Genomic DNA, 24,374 nt, shown 5'->3' on the forward strand with positions numbered 1-24,374 from the left:
TTCATGCCTCCAAAACTTTCTCTACAGCACTCATTACCATATTTACGGTTACGTTTTCCATACAAATTGGCTTAGTACAATTTGACTCAAACCCCAAGCTGATACATGGCTGACAAGCAGGGCTGCTTTTTACCACTACGGAATTATTACTTAGCGGCCCCCAACGCACCTCTGACGTAGCGCCATGAATAGCTACTAATGGTGCCCCCACAGCTGCAGCATAGTGCATGATTCCTGTATTGACTGATACAACCAGTTTGGCATACTGCAACACGCTAGCCATATCAGCGAGGGAGTATTTCCCTGCAATACTTTCTGCGGGTATTCCATATGCAGTCAATGTTGCACAAACTTGAGAAGCTTCTTCACTGTCAGCAGAGCCACCACTTAGCAGAATTTTTGTACCATATTTCCTATAAATTGCGCCAGCAAGTTCCACCCAACGCTCATTTAACCAACGACGTTGCATGTCCATAGCACCGCCGGGAAAAAGATGAAAAACAACATACTTATCATTGCGAACACGCTGGTTTGTACGCAAATCCGGCAGCAACCCTACTGGTTCTATAGCTGCACCACGTAGAATATTGCGATAGTTTTCGATTTCATGTAGTTCATCCGAATGCTCTACTTTGCAATCATAAATATAATGGCGATGAGTATCTGGTCGATAGAATCCAACTTTAAAATCTGCCGTTAACTGCCATGCTATAAGGCCATTAATACGAGGCCATGGCCCAAAGTCTAGTACTAAGTCATAATTTCCTAAAGATTTTATCCTCTGTAACGATTTATAAGGACTCTTCATAACAAAGATTTCAATCTTATCAATGCCAGAGAGCGTCTTAACCATTGCTGCATTATTCTTAGAACAAATAACCGTTATGTTCGCTTTAGGAATTGCTTTCTTTATTTCGGCTACCATAGCACTGAGAACAATCGTATCTCCAACAGCCGCCGTCTTTATCAATGCTATATTTTTATAAGAATTAGGCTGCTTCCGTTTTTTATGGAAAATTCCAAGAAAATATAATATTGGACAACCTAACCACTTATCTAATTTTTTTAATAAAGGGTTATTTCGTTCAGCATATTGGCGACTCATTCCCAAGTTCTCCTATTGTATATAATCAAACTATAGCCCAGTGAAAGAATGCACCCGAAAACAAAACCAATCGCTATGATAAGCTTCTTCTTAGGCGCACTTGGTTTGTCTTCATCCGGCAAATTAGCCGAATCGATGATCTGGATATCCATGCTTTCCATAGCTTCCTGAATCTTATCCTGCTCGCACTGCTGGACGAGGCTGGTGTAGATTTGCTGTTTGATTTTGGCTTCGCTGTCGAGCTGGATGTAGGTCATCATGTCATCCGGAAGTTTTCCAGCTTCATTTTCTTTTTCAGCTTTTTTTGCCTGGATGGCGGCTTCGCTGGCACTTGCTGCGCTGGCTTGAGCCTGTGCGACGGCTTGATTTTTCAAGAGTTCCATCTGCGCCGTATTGAGGCTGGCAGCATTCGAACCGATGACTGCGCCGACTTCATCCGCAAGCGACTGATTGAGCTGGCGCAGCTGACGCTGTGCGGCAATGACGGATGGATGATTGTCGGTGTATTGCTGGCGCAGTCCTACGAGTTCGACTTCCTTTGCGACGATTTGCGCACGAATGCTCTGGACGGTGCTGTTGTCGTTGATGTTGTAGTTGGCAGATCCGGCTTTCTGCTCACCGAGTTTCTGCGTAGCTACGTCATACTGCGCCTGAGCCGCTTTTTGCTGTACTTTCATATCGCCGATGGCCTTGTCATAGGCATTGAGTTGTTCGATGGCAAGCTTTGCCTGATCGCTCGGACTGTAGATTTTGTGTTCTTTTTGGAAAGCAGCCAGTTTGGCAGCTGCATCGTCTGCTTCGTTTTTTGCCGTCTCAATGCGTTCATTGAGGAATCGGACCAACAGGCTCTGAGTCTGCTGGCTGTTTTCGGTCTGCATGGTCAGGAAGTTGTCCACGACTCCCTGCGAGATCATCTGGGCCTCTTCCGGCGTTCTGCCCTTCGCCGTCACTTCAATAAGGTTCGTCTGTTTTGTGTTCTTGATATCGAGGTTTGTTTTGGCAAAAGCTTTGGCATCTGGTTTTTTGTCCGGGTCCGGCCAGTCAAGCTGATCGATGATCGGTTCAAGGACGCGGCGGCTCTTCATGAGTTCGATATAGTTGGTCGGCGAAGCAGTATTGCTGCTGCCGCCAAGGTTTACACCCATGGCCGCGGCCATGGCGGCAGCTCCGCCGATGTCCTTGCCGGCACTGCGGGTCTGTACCAGCGTGGTGGACTCATATTGCTTCGGCAAGATGAAGGCGATGACGGTCGCAAGGAGCGTACAGGAAAGGATGATCCCCCCTACCACCTTCTTGCGTTCAAGCAAAATCTGCCACAGACGCCCCAGGTCGATGCTGTCTTCTTTTTCCATGTAATTCTCTCCTCTATTATTTGTTGTATTTCGCACGAATTATATCTATGTATATTGCAATCATATCATTCGGTGTTTTTTGTGTCAATTTTTTCTGACGGCAGGGAGAAGAAGTTTTCCTTCTGGCGCGAAACGCAAAAACGCCCCTGTTTCCGGCCGGGTGATGCGGCTGAAAACAGGGGCGTTCAGGGAGGGGGTTATGCGGTTTTTAGGGCCTTCTATGCAGTTCCTTTACCAGCTCGCCGATCTGTTCGGTGAACTGGTCCATGGAGCGCTGGAAGCGGGTGAGCAGGTAGAAGGTGACGACGATGGGAAAGCCGACGGTGGAGATGGCGGTAAGTACGGTTTGTTCCATACTGGCCTCCCGCCCGGTCAGGCAAGCTCACGGTCGCTGGCGTCGTGAAGATAGATCTTTTTGACGGAGGCCACCGGGGAGCTTTCGACCATTACGGCTTTGGCTGCGATGAGCGAGTCCAGAAAGTCGTCGACTTCCTTTTTGGTGAGGTTGGGGCGCGGCTGGGACAGGGACATGGTGGTCGTCTTGCCGTTTTCGAGTTTCAGGATCATTTTCAGTGTCGTAGTCATGATTGGTTACTCCTTTCTCTGGTTCCCGCCGGCGGCTCAGGCTGCCGGGCTGCTGGCTTCGATCGCGGCGGTGTCCTGACGGACGATGCCGACGACGTGTGCCGTCTGCAAGGCTCCGAGTGCGCTGCCGAGCTGGTAGATTTGCTCGTCGGTGAGCGCGGGGTTGAAATGGTTGAACGAGCGCTGATATGCTTTGCCCTCGGCGCCGTCTCCCTCGGTGAATTTGAGGATGAGGCGGCTGGTTGCTTTGCTGCGTGTTGCCATGGTGAATCCTTCCTTTCCTGATGTGTCAAGATTGATGTCCGGGAGGCCGGTTCCTTACCCCCTTCACTTATATACATGGAGGGAAAGAGGAAAAAAGCAACCAGAAAAAGGAATATTTTTTGCAAAAGGGAAAGCCCCTCTTCCGGGTTCGCTTTGCTCACCCACCTTCCCCCGAGGGGGAAGGCTTTTAAAAGTGCGGGGACGATGCTTCTTACGGGGCGTGGGGGACGCCCCTCTTCCGGGTGAGCTTTGCTCACCCACCTTCCCCCGAGGGGGAAGGCTTTTGGAAGTGCGGAGATGATGCTTCTTATGGAGTGCGGGGAAAGCCACTCTTCCGGGTTTGCTTTGCTCACCCACCTTCCCCCGAGGGGGAAGGCTTTTGAAAGCGCGGGGATCAGGCTGAGGAGGCGCTTTGTTCGTCCGCTGGCTGGCCGGTGTGTTGCGGCGGCTCAGGGCCGCGGCCTTTCCAGTGATCCGGATCGATGAGTTCTTCTTCGGCCTGCCGGATGCGCCAGTATTCCCGGGCGAGGAGGAGATGATGCGCGTCCCGCCCTTCGTGCAGTTTCCGCCCGATGGTTTCTTTTCCCCAGAGAAGCGGCATGCAGGTGCCGGAGGGAAAGGCTACGGCGCCAAAGCGGCTGCAATGCGGGTGGTCTATGATGTATGCCGGATGGGCGACGTTGATATAGGCCATGGTCGTCTGGTGCGTAGAGCAGACCGGCGTCCGGTATTTCATCCCGACGAGCGTCATGTCCGGCGAAAGCGGGTAGATGCTGCCGTGACTCCTGCCGACGCTCCGTGCATAGTGCCTGCCGATCAGTCGGAAGATTTTATCCTCGCGCGCGGCATAGATATCGGCAACTGTGAAGATAGCGCAGTTTGTCAGCGCGACTTTTTTTCCCGTGCGCAGCAGGATCATGGTGCTCTCCCCGCCGTTTCCAGCCGTGTAAGGCCAGATTCCATCGACTTGATCTGCTGACGGCAGGGTTTGGAATAACAAATTTTTCTTCAAGCTCATCGCCCCTTATAATATAATCCCTAAAGATTACTTGTTCCCCCTTATTATGAACCAAAGTTTCATATTGTTCAATATTGTTTTTAATAATTTTTATACTTTTTTCTAAAATTATCCATAAGTTATGGAATAAGAAAAAGACGCCGGCATGTGCGTACATGCAGCGTCTTTCTGGTATGGACCGGATGTTCACTGGATTTTCATCCGTAAAAAGCAGACGGATTCTCTTTTTTCTGTCCACTCTAAAAGGATTCCATTAAAGGTTTGAACCTTTGCCCGCGAATCTACGAAACAGCCGGCGGCAGCTCAGGCTTCGACGGCGGGAGCGGCGTTTTTTTCTGCGGCCGCGGGATCGGCATCGTCGCGCACCTGACCGTTGAATTTGTATTTGACAGTCAGGACGAGCAGGCCGCTCGCGAGCATGAAGGCGCCCATGATGTAGTAGCCGATGTCAAAGCTTCCCGTCGTGGTTTTGACCCAGGCCATCATGTTCGGGCCGACCCAGCCTCCGAGGTTGCCGCAGGAGTTGATGAGCGCGATGGAGCCGGCGGCGGCGGGACCGGTCAGGAAGGTTGTCGGGATGGTCCACCATACGCCCATGGCCGCATGGATGCCGATCGCGGAGAGGCAGACGAGGAAGAGCGCCATGCCGAGGCTTGAGGCAAACGGCGAGAAGCCGAGGCCGACTGCGCCGACGAAGAGGGCGCCGGCGACGTGCCATACTTTGTCGCCGGTCATGGTCGCGGTCTTGCTGATGATGAGCTGGACGACGAGCGCCGCGGTCATGGGGATGGCGATGGCGCCGCCGAGCAGGGAGGTGGAAAGGCCGGAGAGTTCCTTGAGGACGGTCGGCATCCAGAAGTAGAAGCCCCAGAAACCAACGACCCAGAGGAAGTAGATCAGGCAGAGCTTGAGCACTTTGGGATCATGGAAAGCCTGAAGGACGGTGTATTTTTTGCGGGCCTGCATACGGGCCTGTTCCTGCTGGAACTGCCCGGTCAGATATTCCTTTTCCGCGTCGCTCAGCCAGCTGACCTGATCCGGGCGGTCCTTGACGCAGAAGAAGAAGAACACGGCAAAGGCCAGCGCGGGAACGGCTTCGAGGATGAAGAGTTCCTGCCAGCCGTGCATGCCGAAGAAGGAGGTTTCGAGCAGTACGCCGGCGATCGGCGCGCCGATGATGTTCGAGAGCAGCAGGCTGGTGAGCATCAGGCTGGTCGCCCGGGAGCGCTCACCGGCTGTGAACCAGCGCGGGAAGAGTACCGAGTAGATGACCGGGTACAGGCTGGCTTCCGATGCGCCGAGCAGGAAGCGGCAGAGGAAGAACTGGAATTCTGTCGTGATGAAGGCCATGCCTACGCAGACCAGCCCCCAGGTGAACATGATGCGGGCAATCCATTTCGTCGCGGAGAATTTTGCCGCGACAAGCGAGCCGGGAATCTCAAAAAGCAGATAGCCGATGAAGAAAATGCCGGCGCCCATGCCGAATACTTCCGGCGTAATCCACGGCAGGTCCTGCGTCATGGTGAGCTTGGCGTAGGCGACGTTTACGCGGTCGATGCAGGCGATGATGGATACCAGAAATACCGGCAGGATGATGCGCAGGTCGCGCCGCCGTTTCAGGCTGGCAAAGTCAAGTTGTTCCATAAATGATTCCTCCTAAGATAATCTCCATAAAAACATCGGATAAAAGCATACAGAAAATAAAAAAGCCCGTCCCCATTACAGGGACGGACCATTATTCCGCGTTACCACCCAGATTCCATGATTTGCTCATGGCACCTCAACGTACTCTGGCCGGGAAAACACTTTTTGTCTGCAACGTACCATCATACGCGTCTCCGGTAACGGGGAGAAACCGTGGCCGCCTACTTGCTGTCGGGTTCAGCGCCATGTCTCGGAGAGGATTTTCCTCTTCTGCTGTACTGCCGGCTTTCACCATCTCCGGCTCGCTATGCGTCTCAGCGGAAGCATACTCTTTCTCGTCATCAACTGTTTCTTTTGTGAGTATTGTGATTTGCAACTTATGGATATTATCATAGCGCCAAGATGTAAAGTTGTCAACCCCGGGCGCTGATTTTTTTCGCAAAACCGTGCATCAGGAGGAAAGGCGCACGTTGAGAACGCCTTCGGGCCGGTCGAGATGCTTGTCGATGCGGCTGGCTTTTTGCGCGCCGTTCGTGAGAACGACCATCGTCGTAAGCGGTTTTCCTTCCCCGCGGATGATGCCTGCGTCAAAGCGGATCAGCGGATCGCCGCGATGAACGTTTGCGCCCTGCCGCGTCAGTGCCGCAAAGCCTTTCCCGCCGAGTTCGACGGTGTCCAGTCCGATGTGAATCAGCACTTCCAGACCGTCCGCGTCGATGGCGACGGCATGCAGGGTGTCGGCAAGCAGCCTGACCGTGCCGGCGGAGGGCGCGGCGATGGTGTCCGCCCCCTCCGCCGGTTCGACGGCAAAGCCGTCTCCCATGAGTTTCTGCGAGAATACTTCGTCTTCGACCGCCGTAATGTCGATGATGCGCCCATCAACCGGCGCGGCGATGTTTTTTTCTTTTTTGCCAAATCCAAACATAACGGTTTTCCTTTCTGCCGGCAGGGTCAGCCGGCCTGCCAGCGGCAGCGTCCGCCGACAATGGCTGCAAAGATCCGGATTTCTTCATCAAAAATCGCAAAGTCGGCCCGCTTGCCGGGAGCGATCGAGCCGAGCTGGTCATAGAGCCCGAGATCCTCTGCCGGATTTTTTGTGACGAGTTCGATGACTTCCGGCACCGATGCGCCGGTATTCTCCCGGAAAAAGCGGACGCAGCGGTTCATGGCGGCTACGCTGCCGGCTATCGTTCCGTCTTCCAGCGTAGCCAGCTCGCCGCGCACGAGCACCTTCTGCCCGCCCAGTTCAGACGGACCGTCGCCCACTCCGCAGGCGCGCAGGGAATCCGTGATGAGAAGGATCCCGCCGCGCCCCTTCACCTTCCATACCAGCCGCTGGGCGGCGGGGCAGGAATGGACGTTGTCGGTGATGAGCTCGACCCGGGCGTCCGTGTCAAAGGCCGCGCCGACCGCGCCCGGCGCGCGATGGTGAAAGGCGCTCATGGCGTCATAAAGGTGGGTAAAGCGCCCGATGCCCTGTTCCCGCACGGCCCGGACCGCGGTTTCATAATCCGCGGCCGTATGGCCGATCGAGACGCGGATGCCGGCCTTTTGGCACCGGCGGGCGAAGGTGTCGTCCGGCAGCGTTTCAGGCGCGACGGTCACGATGCGCACGACGTCGGCATAGGGTTCCAGACGGCTCCAGTCGGGCGGCAGAATATGGCGGGCATCCTGCGAGCCTTTTTTCTCGGCGCTGATGAACGGGCCTTCCATGTGCGCACCGAGAACGCGGGCGCCCGCAGGCGGCTCGTTCATCGCGGCGCGCACATGGCCAAGCGCCGCGGCGATGTCCGCCCAGGCACAGGTCATGGTCGTCGGCAGGAAGGAAGTGACGCCGGTCTGCGGCAGGAACTGCTGCATCGTCCGGATCGCGGCCGGATCGTCGTCCATGGTGTCGCTCCCCGCACAGCCATGGATATGGACGTTGATAAAGCCCGGCGCGACATACCGTCCGCCCGCATCGAGGATCTCTTCACATCCTGCCGCATCGAAATCCTTTTCCTCCACGACCGCGCGGACCGCGTCCTCGTCGTAAAGAATGATTTTCCCCGTCTGCAGGGCAAAGGCCCCGTTTTCATCCGGCAGGATGCAGCGGCCGTTTCGTATGGCTTTCATCGGCACACCTTCTTCATTTCATCGGCCACATGCTCAGCCTGCGTGCCGAGAATGACCTGCACGGCCTGTCCCTTGCGGATCACGCCCTTAGCGCCCAGTTTTTTGAGCTCCGCCTCGTCCACGAGTTCGCTGTTTCCCACCTTGAGGCGCAGACGCGTGATGCAGGAGGAGATTTCCAGCAGATTTCCTTCGCCGCCGAGGCCGGTGATCAGGGCCTGAATGTAGGCGCTTTCTTCCGCGGCCACGGCGCCGTCTTCCTCTACCGTCTCATCGTCATACCGGCCGATGGTCGGGATATCAAAGTGACGGATGCCCCAGCTGAAAATCAGATAATAAAGGACAAAGAAGACCAGTCCGATGGGAATGATGAGCGCCGGTTTCGTCGCAAGCCCCCAGTTGAGCACATAGTCGATCGCACCGCCGGAAAAGCCGAAGCCGTGCAGGACGCCCATGCTGTATGTGACGGACAAGGCAAGCCCTGTAAGCACCGCGTGAACGGCATAGAGCGCCGGAGCGAGGAACATGAACATGAACTCGATCGGCTCCGTGATGCCGGTCAGGAAAGAGGTAAAGGCCACGGAGGCCAGCGCACCCGCGATCTTCGGACGGTTTTTCGGCTTGGCCGCGCGGTACATCGCCAGCGCCACAGCCGGCATACCGAACATCATCATGACAAAGAAGCCGGCCATGAACATGCCTGCATGCGGGTCGCCCGCAAAGAATCGGTTGAGGTCGCCGGTCGCAACGACGCCGGCCGGCGTCGTGTATTCGCCGAACACGAACCAGATGAAGCTGTTGAGGATATGATGAAGGCCGAACGGGATCAGCAGGCGGTTCAGCACGCCATAGACAAAGGTACCGACGACGCCGGCGCCTATGATCCACTCGCCGACGCCATGGATGAATGCCTGGCACGGCCCCCAGATCACGCCGAAGATTCCGGCCAGCACGATGGATACGACGGCGGTGACGATCGGAACAAACCGCCGCCCCGAGAAGAATCCCAAAAACTCCGGCAGTTTGATGTCATAATAGCGGTTGTACAAAATCCCGGCCTCAATGCCGCTGACGATACCGGCCAGCACGCTCATATTGAGATCCTTGTCGATGGCCTTGAGGCCGGAGGTCAGCACCAGATAGCCGATGGCGCCGGCCAAGCCTGCTGCGCCGTTGTTTTCACGCGCCAGACCGACGGCAATGCCGATGGCGAAGATCAGCGCCAGATTGTCAAAGACCGCGCCGCCGGCCTTGGTGATGAACGGGATATTGAATACGTCCGGCGCGCCGAGGCGCAGCAGCAGGGCTGCCGCCGGCAGTACGGCGACCGGCAGCATCAGCGCTTTGCCGATGCTTTGAAGTTTTTCCAAAAGATTGTTCATGATGATTCCCCCTCAGAAGGTATATACGTGATTCTGTTTCCACGCTTCCGGCAGACAAGCCGCCGCATCCCGGTCCACAATGACGGTGACGTCCCGGTGCAGCTGCAGGATGGAGGCCGGTGCCTCCGGCGTCACGCTGCCGCAGACCGCCTTGCGGACGGCTTCCGCTTTTTTCGGGCCATTGGCCAGCAGCACGACGCGGCGGGCCAGCATGATATTGCGGATGCCGAGGCTGATCGCATAGCGCGGCACATCCTCTTCCCGCTCGAAAAAGCGCGCATTGGCCCGGATCGTCTCATCATCGAGACGCACCTTATGCGTCATCGCCTCGAACTGAATATCCGGTTCATTGAAGCCGATATGCGCATTCTGGCCGATGCCGAGCACCTGCAGATCGATCCCTCCGGCCCGGCGGATCCGCTCATCGTAGCGCCGTCCCTCCGCGGACAGATCCTCCGCCATGCCGTCGGGCACAAAGCAGCGCGACGGATCCAGATTGACTCGTGAAAACAGATGCTCCTGCATGAAATAATGATAGCTTTCCGGATTTTCCGGGTTCATCCCGACGTATTCATCCAGATTAAACGTCGTAACGGAAGAGAAATCCAGCCCGATCGTCTCATGCACCTTGATGAGCATGTCATACAGTCCGACCGGCGTGCTCCCCGTCGCCAGCCCCAGGACGCTCGCGGGCTTCAGATAGAGCTGCCCCGCGACGATCTTGGCCGCTTCCCGGCTCATGCCGTCATAATCTTCGGTAAAAATAATCCGCATAACAATCCCCTTTTCTCTTATCCTGTCCTGCCGTCATGATCTGCCCGTACAGAGCGGCTGGATTCCGGCGCCAATGCGCGGGCAAAGGATGCCGCGATACACTGCGGTCTGGTGATGGCCGAGCCGATAATCGGGGCAAAGGCCCCGGCCTGCATGACCGCCTTCACCTCCTCCCCGGTCCGGATGCGCCCCTCCGCAAAGACCGGAACCGGCAGCGCTGCCGCAAGCCGCTTCACGAGCGCAATGTCCGGGCCGTCTGTCTGCGGCGAATACGGCGTATAGCCGGACATCGTCGTGGCGACGGCGTCTGCGCCGATTCCGGCCGCTTCCAGCCCCTCCTCATAGGTGGAGATATCCGCCAGTACGGCCCGGCCGGCAGCATGGATCAGCGCCACCAGATCTTCCGTCCGCTCCCCCTGCGGGCGCACGCGATCCGTCATATCAAGCGCTATGACCTCGCAGCCTGCCGCGATCAGCTCGCGGACCTCGCCGGATGTCGGCGTGATATAAATATCCGAGTCCGCATAGCTGCGTTTAATCAGTCCGAAAACCGGCAGGCCGGCCAGCTCCCGGATCGCGCGAATATCCGCCGTCCCCTGCGCGCGGATAGCCGCTGCTCCCCCTTCTTTCGCCGCGAGCGCCATGCGCCCCATGATCGGCGCGCCGTAGAGCGGTTCGTCAGGAAGCGCCTGACAGGAAACGATCAGCCGCCCCTTGAGCTCTGCAAACGAAAACATATGCTCATCTCCCTTACCGCAGGCGGCGCATGGCCAGCGCCGTCCGCTGTTTGTTTTCCGCCGCCAGATCGGCGCGCTGCTTGACGATCTGCGTATAAAGCAGATCGAGAATAAAGCTCTGCGCCATCTTTACCGAAACGGAACCTGTCTCCAGCAGCGTTTCCCGGCCGACATACGGAAGGACTTCCTCCGCCGCCTGTGCCAGCGCAGACGATGGCGCGGCGGTAATCGCCATCAGGGAAGCCCCGTTCTCTCCGGCCAGCCGAACCGTCTCGACCACCTCCGGCGACTCGCCCGAATGAGAGATCGCGACAAAAAGCGTCCCCGGGCCGGAAAGCGCGGCCTTCATCATCATGATGTGTGAGTTCGCGCTGCTTTCGCTGCGCAGCCCGATCCGGAAAAATTTGTACGAGGCGTCCCGCGCGAGAAAGCCCGAGTTGCCGAGTCCGATAAAGAACAGCTCTTCCGCCGCCAGCATCCGGTCCGCGCAGCGCTCGATGAGTCCGTCCGGCAGGGCCGCAAGCGTCTGATCCAGCGCATCGCAATAGGCGTCCAAAAGCTTGCGTCCCGTGATCCGCGCCGGCTCATCGGGCGATATGCTGCAGTCGATGATCTGCCGGTTCCGGCGCTGCGTATACTCTTCCGCAAAGCCGACCTTGAACAGATGAAAGCTGGCGTACCCCATCTTTTTCACAAAGCGTGTCACCGTGGATTCCGCTATGCCGACACGCCGGGCCAGCTCGGCGATAGCCGTGACGGGAACCTCTTCCGGGTTCGCCTTCATGTAGGCAATCAGCTTCCGATCCGCCTTGGACGGCCGGAAATCGGGCCGGTCAAGGTTCCCCATAATACTCATGTCCATCCCTCCCAGATAATAAATCGAATTAAATTTCATATTTACCAAAATTATCCTAGCATAAGCGCAATAAAAATGCAAGTATATTTTATTGTCAAAATATACTTGCATTAAAATATTTCCTTGTCACGCGGCGGCCCGGCGTCATTGCTGCAGCCAGCCATTGATTTCCTTCTGGATCCGGTTCAGCGCGTTGTCGAAAGGAATCGATCCGTCAATGACGCCGCGCAGTTCGCTGTCCGCACGCATCATCACTTCCTCATACCGCGCGAATTTCGGCTCCATGACGGCATGATCCATGACAGCGCTGACGACTCTGAGATCCAGCCCGCCGCCCGGCGAAGCGGTGTCCGGCATCTCCTGCAGGCTTCCGGACTCCACGACATCGCGACGCACCGGAAGGCCCTGTGACCGCTCCAGCGTCAGCTTCTGGATCTCCGGATCGTAGCAGATCTCTTTCAGGAGCTGCCAGGCCAGCCCTTTATGATGCGACCGGGCGCTCATGCCCATGAGCATCGTCTGCAGCGAGGAAGAGCTGCTGCCGGACGGCCCGGCAGGCAGGGGAATGCAGTCCCATTCAAAGGAACTGTATTTTTTGATGCGCCACGGGTATGGCTTGTAGGTGCGGTATTCCGCAAAAGTGAACGGCCGAAAGGCTACCCGCCCCATATCAAAATCCCGGGCGGTCACTTCGCGGCCCTGCTCCAGCTTGTGCAGCTCCCGCAGGAAGCGAACCGTCTCTTCCATGCGCGAATCGGCGAAAAACGAGGCCTTCCCGTCCTCGCGGAAGAGCCGTACCCCGTTCGCGACCGCGGCGAGCCGCCAGCCGTAGTCGTAGACGCCGAACTGATCAATCCGCCCGTCGCCGTCTGTATCCCGGGTGACGCGGCGGCAAATTTCATAGAACTCCTGCCAGGTCCAGTCGTTGCGGGGGATCGGGATGCCTTCGCGGGCCAGCAGCGTCTTGTTCACGAACATCAGCGTCGGCACGCTGGCGGCGGGCAGGGCATAAATCTCACCGTCATACCGGCCATAGTCCAGAGCGGCCGGATAGTAGACCTCCCACGAGAAGGACGGATCGCGGCTGCCGGTTTCGCTGATCGGCTGCAGGGCGCCGATCGAGGCATACAGATTAAAATCCTTTCCCGGTATGACGAAGATGTCCGGCTCATCTCCGGATAACAGCCGGCCGGCCAGCCATTCCGAATAATCTTCCTTTTTGATGCCGCTGACATAGGACACTGTGACGCCGGGATGTTCCCGCTCAAATTTTTCCACAGCGGCATCCACGACGGCATAGGAATCGCTGTCCGGCACGTCCCAGTTGCTGCCCGCGAACAGGCCGATGCGCAAGGTCACCGGCTGCTGTCTCTGCTGATACAGGCCCCCCAGCACGAGCAGCAGCACAGCTGCCAGCAGCAGGCCGAGTCTCCGCTTTGCGTCCGCACTCATCCTCATCCCCGATCCACCTCAGCGGCGGCCAGCCCGGTCTGAACGGCCCAGATCGCCAGCTGCGTGCGATCGCGCAGATCCAGCTTGGACAGGACAGAGGAGAGTCCGTTGCGAACCGTACCCTCGGAGAGGCTCAGGCGGGCCGCGATTTCCCGATTGGACAGGCCATGTCCGACCAGACACGCGATATTTCGCTCCGTCCGCGTCAGTTCCTCCGTACCCGCGCCGCCCGTCTCAACCGGCAGACTGCTCTGCGCCATCCGGCTGAACAGGCGGACGACCTTCGTCGCAATGTCGGGATTGATCATCGCACCGCCCGATACGACCGTGCGGATGGCCCGGGTCAGCTCCGGCACGGACACGCCCTTTAAGAGATAGCCGCTGGCTCCGTATTTGAGCGCATTGAATACGTATTCATCGTCGTCAAAGGTCGTCAGGATGATGATGCGGACTTTGGGATAGCGCTCCTTGACGATGCGCGTCGCCTGCACGCCGTCAAGCTCCGGCATGCGCACGTCCATGAGTATGACATCCGGCTGCTGCGCGGCCAGCAGATCCATGAGCTGCCGCCCGTTTTCCGCCAGCGCAGTGACCTTCATATCCGCATGCTGATCCAGCACGATTTTCAGGCTTTCACGGATCAATTCCTGATCATCCGCGATCATGATCGATATCATAGGCTTCCCCCTTCTCTGTCCCGGCCGGTATCACGGCCTCCAATGTAAATCCCTGATCGCTCCAGCAGCGCAGCCGTCCGTGCAGCAGTTCCAGACGCTCCCGCATGTGGCGGAGCCCGAAGCCGGGCTTTACCTCGCTGCAGCCCGCGCCATTGTCTGCGATGATCAGATAGACCCGGCCCGGCTCCGTACCGATGGTCACTATGACCTCCGTCGCATGGCCGTGGCGGTTGGCGTTGGTGACGCCCTCCTGCACGACGCGGTAGAGGACCTCCTCTTCATCCTCGCGCAGGTGATCCGGCCAGCCCAGCGCAACGAGCCGGATTTTCATGCCGGAAGATTCGGCAAACTCCGCGACCATCCGGGCCATCGCGTGCCGCAGCGGCAGTTTTTCCAGATCGTCGGGGCGCAGTTTCCGGACCGAGCGCCGCACGTCCGTAATGCCGCGCCGCGCGGTTTCCCGGATTTTAGCCAGCTGCTTTTTGGCCGCCTCCGGCGCGGCGTCCACCAGAATGATGCAGGCGTCAAGCCCCGCTGCGATGCCGGTCAGGGCATGGCCTAGCGTATCGTGAATCTCCCGCGCGAGCCGGTTGCGCTCGCGCGTCTCCGCCATGCGCTCTGCCTCCAGCGCATAGGCTCTCAGTTTGCGGTTGGCCTCGCCGAGCTGCCGGTTCAGGCTGGCGATGCGCTCTTTCTCCCGGTGCTTATTCTGCACGAGCAGAACCAGCCAGGAGACGAACAGGATCAGGTTGACGGAGACAAATCCGTTCTTGATGGCCAGCAGCCACGCCTGCACCGACGGCCGGTAGTACGCAGCATAGGCGTCAAACGGCGCGACATGCCCCTGAAAGACGGCCAGATTGTAGTTGGCGATGACGTAAAGCCCGAACATGGCTCCGACGAGCAGCCAGCTCTGCTTTTCCCCCTGATAGCGGTGCATCAGATCCGCCACCACCAGCAGAACCACGCCGTCGTAGGCCAGATTCAGGCTGCGCATCAGCAGGACGCAGGCCCCTGTCTCCGCGAGAAATACGACGTACTGTCCACCGGAGCGCAGCAACTGGCGGCGGTAGAGGAAACCGAGCAAAACCAGCAGCAGAAAGGATCCGGCGGCCAGAAGAAAGCCCTGCGCAGCTGGAAGGGGAACGATCGGCAGCGAGGAAAGGAACGTGCGGGCCGCCATGCTGCTGACAATCTTTTCCTGCGTAATGCTCATGAATCCGGCCATGAGGAATACGACGAGGCCGTTATATACGGCCAGCAGCCGGTACAACCCGCGGATGCGGGACTCGCCGTCCGCCGGCATGATCTCTGCCATCAATCCCAGCCCTCCCTGTTGCTCTCATCGATATTGCCGCTCGTCCACAGCCGGGTCGGCAGGCGAATCTCCTTCTGCACCGGCTCTCCCGCGAGAAACCGGTATGCCTGCTCGGCAGCCAGACGGCCGATCTGGCGCGGAGACTGTCCGGCCGTAGCGGTCATGCGGCCGCGGGCGATCATTTCCTTCGTTTCCGGCACGCCGTCCACGCCGTAGACCAGCACATCATCCAGCCGTCCGGCATGCTGCAGGGAAGCGATAGCCCCCAGCGCCGCCGGATCGTTGAGCGCCATGACGATGCGGATGTCCGGATGGCGCCGGAGCATGCGGTCCATCGCCGGCATGGCCTGTTCCAACTGACCCATACATTCCTCCTCGTCCACGATCCGAAACTCCGGATGGCCGGATAAGGTATCCTTAAAGCCGCGGATGCGGTCTACCGAGGAGCGGGCCTGCGTATGCTTGAGCAGCGCCACTTTTCCCCCCGCCGCATGTTCCAGCAGATGCCGGGCGCACTGCACACCGGCCAGATAATTGTCCGACATGACTGTGCTGGCCACATCGCTCTCGTCCTGCACGCTGGTATCGATGGCGATGACCGGGATATGAGCCTGACGCGCGGCTTCAAGCGCCGGGCCGATCCGCTGCCAGTCTACGGGATTGACGAACAACACCTGAACACCGTCGTCGATGAGTTCCTGAATTTCTTCCCGCTGACGTTCTACAGACAGCGCGGGATCGCGCGTCAAAAGGACATCGCCGTGTTCCTCCACCGCCAGACGAATCTCTTCGTCGATCACTTCATAGAAGGGATTGTTCAGCGTCATATATACCGCGCCAAATTTGCGCCGGTGTTCATTCTGCCGGGCAGACAGATCCTGCTGGGAGAGCCATATCAGCCCCAGCAGAACGAGCATGCCGGCCAGTCCGAGCAGCAGCGCCCGGAAGCCAAGTTCCCGCTTGTCCATCGTATTCCGCCTTTCCATTCTTCTGCCTTCAATTATATCATATCACACGGCGCCGCTGCATATCCCCAAAAAAGGAGTCCCGCCGTGCGGCAGGACTCCTTTTTTGGGGTATTGTGTTACATAATGGAAGAAGTAAATGTAATATATGGATATGCCGGAGGACGGGGCTTTGCCGTCCCGCGGCTATCAGGCAAAGAGGCCAATGGCATAGCCGACGATGCCCAGCGCGAACAGTCCGAGGATGATGATCAGCGGATTCACATTCTTGCGGAGCAGCCACATGCAGGCAAACGTCATGAGAAGCGGCACGATGCCGGGCATCAGGCTGTCCAGAATGCTCTGGACGGTGGTCACGACCGGCTCGCCCTGACTGTTCGTGTACGAGGACAGGACCATCGGCATGTTGACCGTCGTCCATTTCGCCACGAGTGCGCCCATGACCAGAAGACCAAGAACGGAAGAACCCTCCGTGAGGTAACGCATGCGGTTGCCCCCCACTTCATTGACGAGTTCCGTGCCCTTGCTGTACCCGTACATGACGCCGTACCAGTTCGTCAGCAGACGGATCAGGTTGAAGGCGATAAAGAAGATCAGCGGGCCGATGATGCTGCCGGTCAGCGCAATGCCCGCGCCAAGAGCGGCCAGGACAGGGCGCAGCGTCCCCCAGAAAATCGGATCGCCGACGCCGGCCAGCGGCCCGATCAGGCCGACTTTGACACCGGATAGGGTATCTTCGCCGATGTCGGCGCCGTTGGCCCGTTTTTCCTCCATCGCGGCGACGATGCCCATGATCGGCGTCGCCAGAAACGGCTGTGTATTGAAAAACTCCAAGTGACGCTTCAACGAGCGCTTGTACTCCTCAGGATCATCCTTGTACAGTTTCTTGAGCGCCGGTATCAGGGACACGCAGAAACCGATGGCCTGCATGCGCTCGAAGTTGAATGAGCCGAGCAGGAAATTAGAGCGGATAAAGATCGATACCAGATCGCTTTTGTTTAGTTTCTTTTCCATGAGCTGCGCCTCCTCACATCAGGTCCGAATCATCGATGTCATCCAGCGGATCGCCGGAGCTGCCGCCGGCCGAGGCCGTATTGAGCTCCCGCTGCAGTCCGCGGATATGGAAATAGGCGCAGATCAGTCCGATGGCGCCGAAGCCGATGAGATTGACCTTCGTGAACACCGCGATCAAGAAGCCGAGGAAAAAGTACGGCATGAGCGATCTGGCATTCATCATGTTGATGACCATAGCATAACCGACGACGACGATGAATCCGCCGGAAACCTGCAGTCCGCGGGTAATGACTTCCGGGATGGAGGCCAGCATGGCGTTGACGGTATCGGTGCCGGCGACCAATGCGACCACGGCTGCCGGAACGGCGACGCGGATGGCCTGCAGCATCAGGCCGCCGATATGGCACATTTCAATGCCGAAGGCATTGCCCTCCAGGGCAAATTTATCCGCCAGATGCTGAAAGAATACGGTAATCGTGCGGACAAAGATGGTCAGCACCTGTCCGGCAGCGGCCAGCGGCACGGCCAGCGCGATGCCGGCGCCGATGCTCTGATGGCCGACGATAACAAGGATAGCCGATACGACGGATGCCAGAGCGGCATCCGGCGCCATGGCGGCGCCGACATTCATCCAGCCGAGCGCCAGCATTTCGAGCGTGCCGCCAAGTATGATTCCGGTCGTGATATCGCCGAGCACCAGCCCGACCAATGTGCAGGCGACGAGCGGACGGTGGAACTGGCACTCATCGAGCACGCTTCCCATACCGGCCACTGCTGCGACGATAATCAGTAAAATAAACTGCATGGTAGTCATATGCGATACTCCTCCTCTCCGTCAGACCAGCCCTTTGGCCTGAAGCGCCGACATGAGATCCCCCTTCGGCTCATTGGCCAGCTTGCGAATCTCGACCTCGATGCCCATATCCCGCAGTTCCAGCAGGGCTTTGACATCCTCCTGATTGACCGCCACGGCGCTGGAGATCAGCGTATCGCCGTCCTTATAAGTCATGCCGCCCAGATTGACGGACTTGAACGGGATCCCGCCCTTCACGGCCCGCACGACATCCGCCGGCTTGGTGAACAGGAATAAGGTCTTAAACGGCGCGTACTTTGGATTCTTGTAAGCCTCGCAGGCTTTCTCCACCGGCACGACATACGCCTTGATCCCCGGCGGAGCCACCTGCAGCAGCAGCTTCTTCCGCATGGCGTCCTGCGCGACTTCATCACTGCAGCACATGATCCGGTTGCAGCCGGTGACTTTGGTCCAGACGGTAGCGACCTGCCCGTGAATCAGGCGGTCATCGATGCGGCAAAATGCGATTTCCATGATATCTTCCCCTTTCTTCTGTCCGGCGGGCGGCCTATCCCCCGCGCCGCCTGCCGGTTACTTAACCTTCCCTTTCATTGTAAGAGAAAATCCGGTCAAAGTCAGCGGAAATCTGTCACAACTTTCTTATTGTTCCTTATGACATCTGTCATAAGAATCGGTTCCTGTCCACGAAAAAAGCCGCCGCATCCGATTTGTTCATCGGATGCGGCGGCTGCCGCTATGCGGACAAATTCGTCCGGTCAGTCCGTCAGGCCTTTATACAATGCCCAGGCATTGAAATACGGCAGAATATCATCATCCCAGCGAATGCCGTTAGACTTCGGCACATAGATGATGTCTCCGTCCTGCAGCTTGACATTCTGCGTGAGATCATGACGGCGGATGAAGTTCTTCATGTTCAGCTGTTCGTAGTACATCGTATTGTCGATAACGCGGATAACCTGCACCCTCGTGCTGCGGCTGCGCTTCGTGTAGCCGCCGGCCGCCGTGATCGCCGCATAGGCGTTGAGGTTGTCGATGTTCATATCGTGGATGCCCGGATTTTTGACCTCGCCCATCACATAGACCCGGCGCGGGCCATAGCTCTTGATGAGGATGGACATATCCGGGATGCGGATATACCGGCCGAGCGCGTCCATGAGAACCTGCTTGGCTTCATCCAGCGTCAGTCCGGCCAGCTTGACCGACCCCGCATACGGCAGCTGCACATAGCCGTCCGTACCGACCGTGATGTCATTGACCCCGATGCCGTCAGGAAAGCCGACGACCAGAATATTAATCGTATCGTACTTGGACAGCCGATAGGATTCCGTCAGGGTATCGTGACGCAGGGTCGCCGTCTCGAATACCTTGTCCGACTGGACATAATCCATCTTTTCCTGCGCCATCCGGTCCTTTGCCTTTACCTCGACCGCCCGCGGCGCCTGAGCCGCTTCCTGCGCCGCTTCCTCAGCGGCGGACGCCTGTACCGTATTCATGCCGTTCCATACCAGACCGGCCGCGACAGCCAGAGCGCATAATATCGCTTTTTTCACTATTCGGATCCCCCTGTTTTCTCCCGCCCCGCCGGCAGGGAACCTGTTCCATCTTATCACTGCTATTATATCGGACCGTCCGGCCAGCGTCAACCGCTGCCGACCCGGCTTTTACTTGCGCCCTTCGGCGCAGACCCATTCCTCGCCGGGCTTCGTATGAATCCTGACCTGACGGAAGCCTGCTGTTTCCAGCAGCTCCCGGTAGCCGTCCAGCGTCGGATTGAACATATGGTAACGGGCGATATTTTCCCGCGCCGCCTCGCTCATGCCCTCATGGTCATGAATGTCCGCGACGAGCAAAAACACGCCGCCCGGGCGCAGGACCCGCCGCACCTCCCGCAGATTCTCCTGCGGATCCGGCCAGAAATAAAAGCTCTCCACCGTCGTGATCTTGTCGAAGGAATCGTCGGCAAAGGGCAGATGTTCTACCGAGCCAGCGATAATCTTCATTCGTCCGTCACGGACCGCGTCCGCATTAAGCCGCCGGGATTCAGCGACCGACACCTCCGAGTAATCCAGACCCGTCAGGCGACCGCGGGGGCCGAGCATCTCCGCCATGCGCTTAAGCGCCGCCCCGCCGCCGCAGCCGATATCGAGCACCTGCTCCGTCCCGTTCCAGTCGAAGAATCCCAGCGCCCAATTCGTCACTTCCGCATGGCTTTCATTCATGCGGGCCAGCATCTTTGCACCGGCCTCGCCCTGCGGCTGGGAAGGGTTCCCCGCCGCCGTAATTTCTTCCTGACTGCTCTCCGCCTCAGACATCATGTATTCCCCGTCCTTTCCCCTTAATCCTGTCGTTTCCATTGTCTTCATTGTAGCAGACCCGCCGGCCTGTTTCAATCCGCGCCGCAAAAAGCAGACCGCGGCGCCGGGCCTCCGGACAGGATCCGGCGCAAAAAAAAGCGTCCTTCCGCCAAAAGAGGAAGAACGCTGAAACAACCAGACTCACTCAGTCCGCAAAGAGCTCAGTGGAAAGATAACGGTCGCCCGTATCGGGCAGCAATGCCACGATATTTTTCCCGGCATATTCCGGGCGCTTGGCCAGCTCGACCGCAGCAGCCAATGCGGCGCCGGACGAAATGCCGATCAGGATGCCCTCGCTGTGCGAGAACTGGCGCCCATAGCGGAACGCGTCGTCATTCGACACCGCGATCACTTCGTCGTACACCTTGGTATCCAATGTCTCCGGCACAAAACCGGCGCCGATTCCCTGAATCTTATGCGGGCCGGCCTGCCCCTTGGACAGCACCGGACTCGTCGCCGGCTCCACCGCTACGACATGGACGTTTTTGTCCTGCTTCTTCAGATAGCGGCCGACGCCCGTCAGGGTACCGCCCGTACCGACACCGGCGATAAACGCGGCAACCTCGCCGTCCGCCGCCTGCCAGATCTCCGGTCCCGTCGTCCGCTCATGCGCGTCCGGATTGGCCTGATTCGTAAACTGCGAGGGAATAAAGGAATGCGGCGTCTCGCGGGCCAGCTCTTCGGCTTTGGCGATAGCCCCCTTCATCCCCTTGGAGCCATCCGTCAAAACAATCTGCGCGCCATACGCCTTGAGCAGGTTGCGGCGCTCCACGCTCATCGTCTCCGGCATCGTCAGGATCGCTTTATAGCCGCGGGCCGCCGCTACGCTGGCGAGTCCGATGCCCGTGTTGCCCGAAGTCGGCTCGATGATGACCGAATCCTTTGTCAGCTTTCCCTCCTGCTCCGCCTGCTCGATCATGGCCTTGGCAATGCGGTCCTTGATGGAACCGGCCGGATTGAAATATTCCAGCTTGACCAGAATGTTCGCGTTCAGGCCGTTCGCCCGGATAAAGTTGTTCGCCTTCAGCAGCGGCGTATTGCCGATCAGTTCCGTTACGCTGTTATAGATCTTGCTCATGGTTCATACCTCCATACCTTTTCATCCCTATGATTTGCGGCCTATCTTTGCCTTAGTTGAAAACATATATGATTAATATGTTTATAGATTACCATACCCGGCTGACTTTGTCAACAGAAACTTGAAGCGCCGCGAAGGTTTTTCGATGCCTTGCGCCGCGCTTCCTCCGATATTGACTTTTTCCGCCTTTTTTACTATGATATAGCTTGCAAACATGACATATCGCGTCGCTATGCGATTGAACTGCGATCCTTCTGCAAAATATTCACCATACATTTCATTATAAGGAAAGGATGATATTTATGAAGATTTCTGCCAAGGGACGTTACGGGCTTGCCGCCATGACGTATCTTGCCCGCAACTATGCCTCCGGCTCGCCGATCACGATCATCAGTATTTCTGAGAAGCTCGGCATTTCCAAAATCTATTTGGAGCAGGTCTTTTCCCTGCTGAAGCGCGCCCGTCTCGTCAATTCCATCAAGGGATCGCAGGGCGGCTATCAGCTGGCCCGCGAACCGCGCGAGATCAGCGCATACGATATTCTTTCTTCCATCGAACTGTCCCTCATGGAAAAAGCCGCGCCGGCCTCGGAAAAGATGCCCGAACTCGACCGCGCTCTGAATGCCCGCGTCTTTGACCCGCTGGATGCCGGCATACACGAGACGCTTTCGCATGTCTCACTGGATGATATTCTGACCGCGATCGATGCGGAAAAGGACGCCGACAGTCTCATGTATTTCATTTGACTGCGCAAGCCAGCCATAAAAACGGCCGAAAATCCGCAAAAATGGGCGAGATTGAAGCAGAAAACGTTATCTAAAGCGAAAAAAACAGGCTAGGCGGGACCTTTCGGGTAACGGGGTAACATTTGCAACTTCACAATCCGCAACAAGCATAGTATAATGCTTATTGAGTTGTGAAGGGACATGCCCCTGTCCCGTTCACCGCGAATCACAACTCGGCCGCTGCCCTTCAGGTCCCAGACCGGGTCGGCGGCAACAGAACAGACAGAACGTTTTTTTGTTGGAGGTGTGTTCCCATGATGATCGACAACGTTCGTGTGATCATCGGGAGCGGGCCGTTTTCTGCGGAAGATGCACAGTATTATATCAGACAGATTCAGAAAGCTACTAAGCTTACGTTAAAAACAGTTCGTTTCAATCGTTGCGACTCGTATCTTGATATCCGCTGTTCGTTCGAATCCGTTCCTTTTGACCGGATTTGGCGGATTCCGCTGACGGCCTCTCACGAAGATCGCGCAGTAAACAAGTAAACAGGGTATAAGCAAACAAACGGGACTTCCCCACGAGGAAGTCCCGTTTGTTGTGTTATCCATGGATTGATTCGCTGCCAAACCTCACGTTATACCGGCCGGCCAAGATAGCGGAACGCATCGAGTTCCCAGATATTGCCGCTCAGCGAGGCGAGCGGCGCGTCGGCTGAGATCTGCAGCTCCGGCAGGATGTGTTTGTCGGGGAAGACCAGCAGACTCGCGGCCTCTTCGCCATGCTGGAAGAAGGCTTCCACCGCCGAGCGGTCCACAAAGAGCTGCAAGGAAAGCGTCTGATCGGCGAACAGCTTGAAGCGCCGAATCCCGCGGCCGCCGCGGTGCATCCCATTGCGGTCAATGGTCATGACCTGACGCTGCCGGTCGTAACAGAAGCAGAGCTTCTCAAGGCCATAAGCCAAAGTAACCGTGACCGAGGAGGCATCGCCCAGCTCCATAGTCAAAAGCACCTCCGCGCCCTCAGCGAGCGGCTGGCTCAGATGGTCCGTCTGCACGAGATCCAGCTCGCGCAGGGAGTCCCGGATCCGAAGGTCCTTCATTTCCCGCACCGGACGGGAATACAGATGGCCCTGACGCAGCCGCAGTTCGCGCGGCATGGTCAGGCTGTACATCCAGCCTTCCTCCCGCGTCGGATATGCGTCGTCGCAGTCCGGCATGCCCATCCAGCCGATCAGGATATGGCGGCCTTCACTTTCAAAGACCTGCGGCGCATAAAAATCGAATCCGTGATCCAGTTCCTGAAATTTCGTATGGCTGACCATATCCAGACTGTCCAGCGACAGGTGTCCGGCGATATAGCCGGCCTGATACCGGTTCTGCCGGTCAAATTTCCGGGATTCCAACCCCTGCGGGCAGAAAAGCAGCACATCGTAGCTGCCGAAGCGAAGCAGATTCGGACATTCCCACATATAGCCGAAATCACCGAGACGCGTATGGATCTCGCCCAGTTCCTGCCAGCCCTGTCCGGTTTCTTCATAGACGAGAGCCGTCCCCTTTTCATCGCGGGCGCGCTGTGCGCCGAGAAGCAAATACCGCCGTCCGCGCCGCGAGAAGAGGAACGGATCACGGAAGTGTCCCGTAGTCCCGGCGGGATGATCCGGCAGGATGATTTCGTCCTTGCGGATGCTGCCGTCCGCCTGCAGCGTCCCGAACCGCTGCGCGGGGATGCGCCGCCCGCCTTCCTTGCGGTTGCAGGTGTAGAGCACGCGGAGGCGCCCATCCTCCTCCTCGGCGCAGCCGGAATAGCAGCCGTCCTTGTCGTGGACATCATCCGGCCAGAGCGAAAGCTCCGGCAGCGTATACTGCACGAAATCGCGCGTCCGGACATGCGCCCAGCATTTGTTTTTATGCACGCAGCCCAGCGGATTCCATTGAAAGAAAACATGATACTCGCCCTCATACCGGCAAAGCCCGTTCGGATCGTTGATGAGTCCGAACGGCATTTCCAGATGGAAGCGGTTGTGCCAGCGGTGCGTCATGGGAAAAGCGGCGGAGAGCTTTGCATCCAGTTTCTTTTTATCAAACGATTCCATTCCTTATCCCTCCTATCGATGCGCCTCCCTGCGTTCCGGACGGACAGGCGAGG

General features: G+C 57.6%; 26 protein-coding genes and 1 other annotated feature. Of the genes, 2 read left to right on the forward strand and 24 right to left on the reverse strand.

Annotation, left to right across the window (positions count from 1 at the left end; all coding sequences use genetic code 11):
* Position 1: 1 nt before the first annotated feature.
* The 23 genes from FYJ78_RS04605 to cysK form a co-directional block, all read right to left on the reverse strand.
* Positions 2-1,105 carry a glycosyltransferase family 9 protein gene (locus FYJ78_RS04605; RefSeq protein WP_154620244.1) on the reverse strand — a complete coding sequence of 368 codons (1,104 nt, stop codon included), beginning with the start codon at positions 1,103-1,105 and terminating at the stop codon, positions 2-4.
* On the reverse strand, positions 1,102-2,457 hold the full coding sequence (locus FYJ78_RS04610) for a GumC family protein (protein WP_154620245.1): 1,356 nt from the start codon (positions 2,455-2,457) through the stop codon (positions 1,102-1,104). The genes FYJ78_RS04605 and FYJ78_RS04610 overlap by 4 nt, the downstream gene beginning before the upstream one ends.
* 208 nt (positions 2,458-2,665) lie before the next feature.
* On the reverse strand, positions 2,666-2,812 hold the full coding sequence (locus tag FYJ78_RS04615) for a YvrJ family protein (RefSeq protein ID WP_154620246.1): 147 nt from the start codon (positions 2,810-2,812) through the stop codon (positions 2,666-2,668).
* Between the two features lie 17 nt (positions 2,813-2,829).
* A complete protein-coding gene (locus FYJ78_RS04620) occupies positions 2,830-3,042 on the reverse strand; it encodes a DUF2922 domain-containing protein (protein ID WP_154620247.1) in 213 nt (70 codons plus the stop codon).
* Positions 3,043-3,078: 36 nt separating this feature from the next.
* Positions 3,079-3,306 (reverse strand): DUF1659 domain-containing protein, encoded by a 228-nt coding sequence (locus FYJ78_RS04625; RefSeq protein ID WP_154620248.1) that lies wholly within the window; start codon positions 3,304-3,306, stop codon positions 3,079-3,081.
* Positions 3,307-3,700: 394 nt separating this feature from the next.
* Positions 3,701-4,324, reverse strand: a complete 624-nt coding sequence (locus tag FYJ78_RS04630; protein WP_195847869.1) for a hypothetical protein — start codon at positions 4,322-4,324, stop codon at positions 3,701-3,703.
* 303 nt (positions 4,325-4,627) lie between these two features.
* Positions 4,628-5,968, reverse strand: a complete 1,341-nt coding sequence (locus FYJ78_RS04635; protein ID WP_154620250.1) for an MFS transporter — start codon at positions 5,966-5,968, stop codon at positions 4,628-4,630.
* A gap of 76 nt (positions 5,969-6,044) precedes the next feature.
* Positions 6,045-6,319, reverse strand: a binding site (T-box leader).
* 100 nt (positions 6,320-6,419) lie between these two features.
* Positions 6,420-6,893: a PTS sugar transporter subunit IIA gene (locus FYJ78_RS04640; protein ID WP_154620251.1), complete on the reverse strand. Its 474-nt coding sequence runs from the start codon at positions 6,891-6,893 to the stop codon at positions 6,420-6,422.
* A 26-nt stretch (positions 6,894-6,919) separates the two neighbouring features.
* Positions 6,920-8,083 (reverse strand): N-acetylglucosamine-6-phosphate deacetylase, encoded by a 1,164-nt coding sequence (gene nagA / locus FYJ78_RS04645; RefSeq protein WP_154620252.1) that lies wholly within the window; start codon positions 8,081-8,083, stop codon positions 6,920-6,922.
* A complete protein-coding gene (gene nagE, locus FYJ78_RS04650; RefSeq protein WP_154620253.1) occupies positions 8,080-9,462 on the reverse strand; it encodes an N-acetylglucosamine-specific PTS transporter subunit IIBC in 1,383 nt (460 codons plus the stop codon). The genes nagA and nagE overlap by 4 nt, the downstream gene beginning before the upstream one ends.
* Positions 9,463-9,474: 12 nt before the next feature.
* On the reverse strand, positions 9,475-10,236 hold the full coding sequence (nagB, locus tag FYJ78_RS04655) for a glucosamine-6-phosphate deaminase (protein WP_154620254.1): 762 nt from the start codon (positions 10,234-10,236) through the stop codon (positions 9,475-9,477).
* A gap of 17 nt (positions 10,237-10,253) precedes the next feature.
* Complete coding sequence (locus FYJ78_RS04660) at positions 10,254-10,973, reverse strand: N-acetylmannosamine-6-phosphate 2-epimerase (RefSeq protein WP_154620255.1); 720 nt, start codon at positions 10,971-10,973, stop codon at positions 10,254-10,256.
* Positions 10,974-10,986: 13 nt separating this feature from the next.
* Positions 10,987-11,829 (reverse strand): MurR/RpiR family transcriptional regulator, encoded by an 843-nt coding sequence (locus FYJ78_RS04665; protein WP_195847870.1) that lies wholly within the window; start codon positions 11,827-11,829, stop codon positions 10,987-10,989.
* Between the two features lie 144 nt (positions 11,830-11,973).
* Complete coding sequence (locus FYJ78_RS04670; protein ID WP_235899841.1) at positions 11,974-13,287, reverse strand: ABC transporter substrate-binding protein; 1,314 nt, start codon at positions 13,285-13,287, stop codon at positions 11,974-11,976.
* Positions 13,284-13,958 carry a response regulator transcription factor gene (locus tag FYJ78_RS04675; protein ID WP_154620257.1) on the reverse strand — a complete coding sequence of 225 codons (675 nt, stop codon included), beginning with the start codon at positions 13,956-13,958 and terminating at the stop codon, positions 13,284-13,286. Before FYJ78_RS04675 ends, FYJ78_RS04670 begins: the two co-directional genes overlap by 4 nt.
* Positions 13,933-15,276 carry a sensor histidine kinase gene (locus tag FYJ78_RS04680; protein WP_235899843.1) on the reverse strand — a complete coding sequence of 448 codons (1,344 nt, stop codon included), beginning with the start codon at positions 15,274-15,276 and terminating at the stop codon, positions 13,933-13,935. Before FYJ78_RS04680 ends, FYJ78_RS04675 begins: the two co-directional genes overlap by 26 nt.
* A complete protein-coding gene (locus FYJ78_RS04685; RefSeq protein WP_235899845.1) occupies positions 15,276-16,262 on the reverse strand; it encodes a sugar ABC transporter substrate-binding protein in 987 nt (328 codons plus the stop codon). Before FYJ78_RS04685 ends, FYJ78_RS04680 begins: the two co-directional genes overlap by 1 nt.
* A gap of 168 nt (positions 16,263-16,430) precedes the next feature.
* Positions 16,431-17,255, reverse strand: coding sequence for a PTS mannose transporter subunit IID (manZ, locus tag FYJ78_RS04690; RefSeq protein WP_154620258.1), 825 nt, complete (start codon positions 17,253-17,255; stop codon positions 16,431-16,433).
* Positions 17,256-17,268: 13 nt separating this feature from the next.
* The gene (locus FYJ78_RS04695; RefSeq protein WP_154620259.1) at positions 17,269-18,069 is read right to left on the reverse strand and encodes a PTS mannose/fructose/sorbose transporter subunit IIC; all 801 of its coding nucleotides are present in this window, start codon (positions 18,067-18,069) and stop codon (positions 17,269-17,271) included.
* Positions 18,070-18,090: 21 nt separating this feature from the next.
* The gene (locus tag FYJ78_RS04700) at positions 18,091-18,582 is read right to left on the reverse strand and encodes a PTS sugar transporter subunit IIB (protein ID WP_154620260.1); all 492 of its coding nucleotides are present in this window, start codon (positions 18,580-18,582) and stop codon (positions 18,091-18,093) included.
* Positions 18,583-18,824: 242 nt separating this feature from the next.
* Positions 18,825-19,619: a polysaccharide biosynthesis/export family protein gene (locus FYJ78_RS04705; RefSeq protein ID WP_328597635.1), complete on the reverse strand. Its 795-nt coding sequence runs from the start codon at positions 19,617-19,619 to the stop codon at positions 18,825-18,827.
* A 111-nt stretch (positions 19,620-19,730) separates the two neighbouring features.
* Complete coding sequence (locus FYJ78_RS04710; RefSeq protein ID WP_235899846.1) at positions 19,731-20,432, reverse strand: class I SAM-dependent methyltransferase; 702 nt, start codon at positions 20,430-20,432, stop codon at positions 19,731-19,733.
* 136 nt (positions 20,433-20,568) lie between these two features.
* Positions 20,569-21,501, reverse strand: a complete 933-nt coding sequence (cysK, locus tag FYJ78_RS04715; protein WP_154620261.1) for a cysteine synthase A — start codon at positions 21,499-21,501, stop codon at positions 20,569-20,571.
* Positions 21,502-21,803: 302 nt separating this feature from the next.
* On the opposite strand from cysK, the gene FYJ78_RS04720 reads away from it, so the two are divergent.
* Positions 21,804-22,247, forward strand: coding sequence for an RrF2 family transcriptional regulator (locus FYJ78_RS04720; RefSeq protein ID WP_154620262.1), 444 nt, complete (start codon positions 21,804-21,806; stop codon positions 22,245-22,247).
* 293 nt (positions 22,248-22,540) lie between these two features.
* Positions 22,541-22,774 carry a ferredoxin gene (locus tag FYJ78_RS04725; protein WP_154620263.1) on the forward strand — a complete coding sequence of 78 codons (234 nt, stop codon included), beginning with the start codon at positions 22,541-22,543 and terminating at the stop codon, positions 22,772-22,774.
* Positions 22,775-22,863: 89 nt separating this feature from the next.
* On the opposite strand, the gene FYJ78_RS04730 is transcribed toward FYJ78_RS04725, so the two are convergent.
* Positions 22,864-24,321: a glycoside hydrolase family 32 protein gene (locus FYJ78_RS04730; protein ID WP_154620264.1), complete on the reverse strand. Its 1,458-nt coding sequence runs from the start codon at positions 24,319-24,321 to the stop codon at positions 22,864-22,866.
* Positions 24,322-24,374 lie beyond the last annotated feature (53 nt).

Origin of the sequence: Wylensekiella montiformis, from assembly GCF_009697385.1 — a bacterium.
Classification (GTDB): domain Bacteria; phylum Bacillota; class Negativicutes; order Selenomonadales; family Selenomonadaceae; genus Selenomonas_A; species Selenomonas_A montiformis.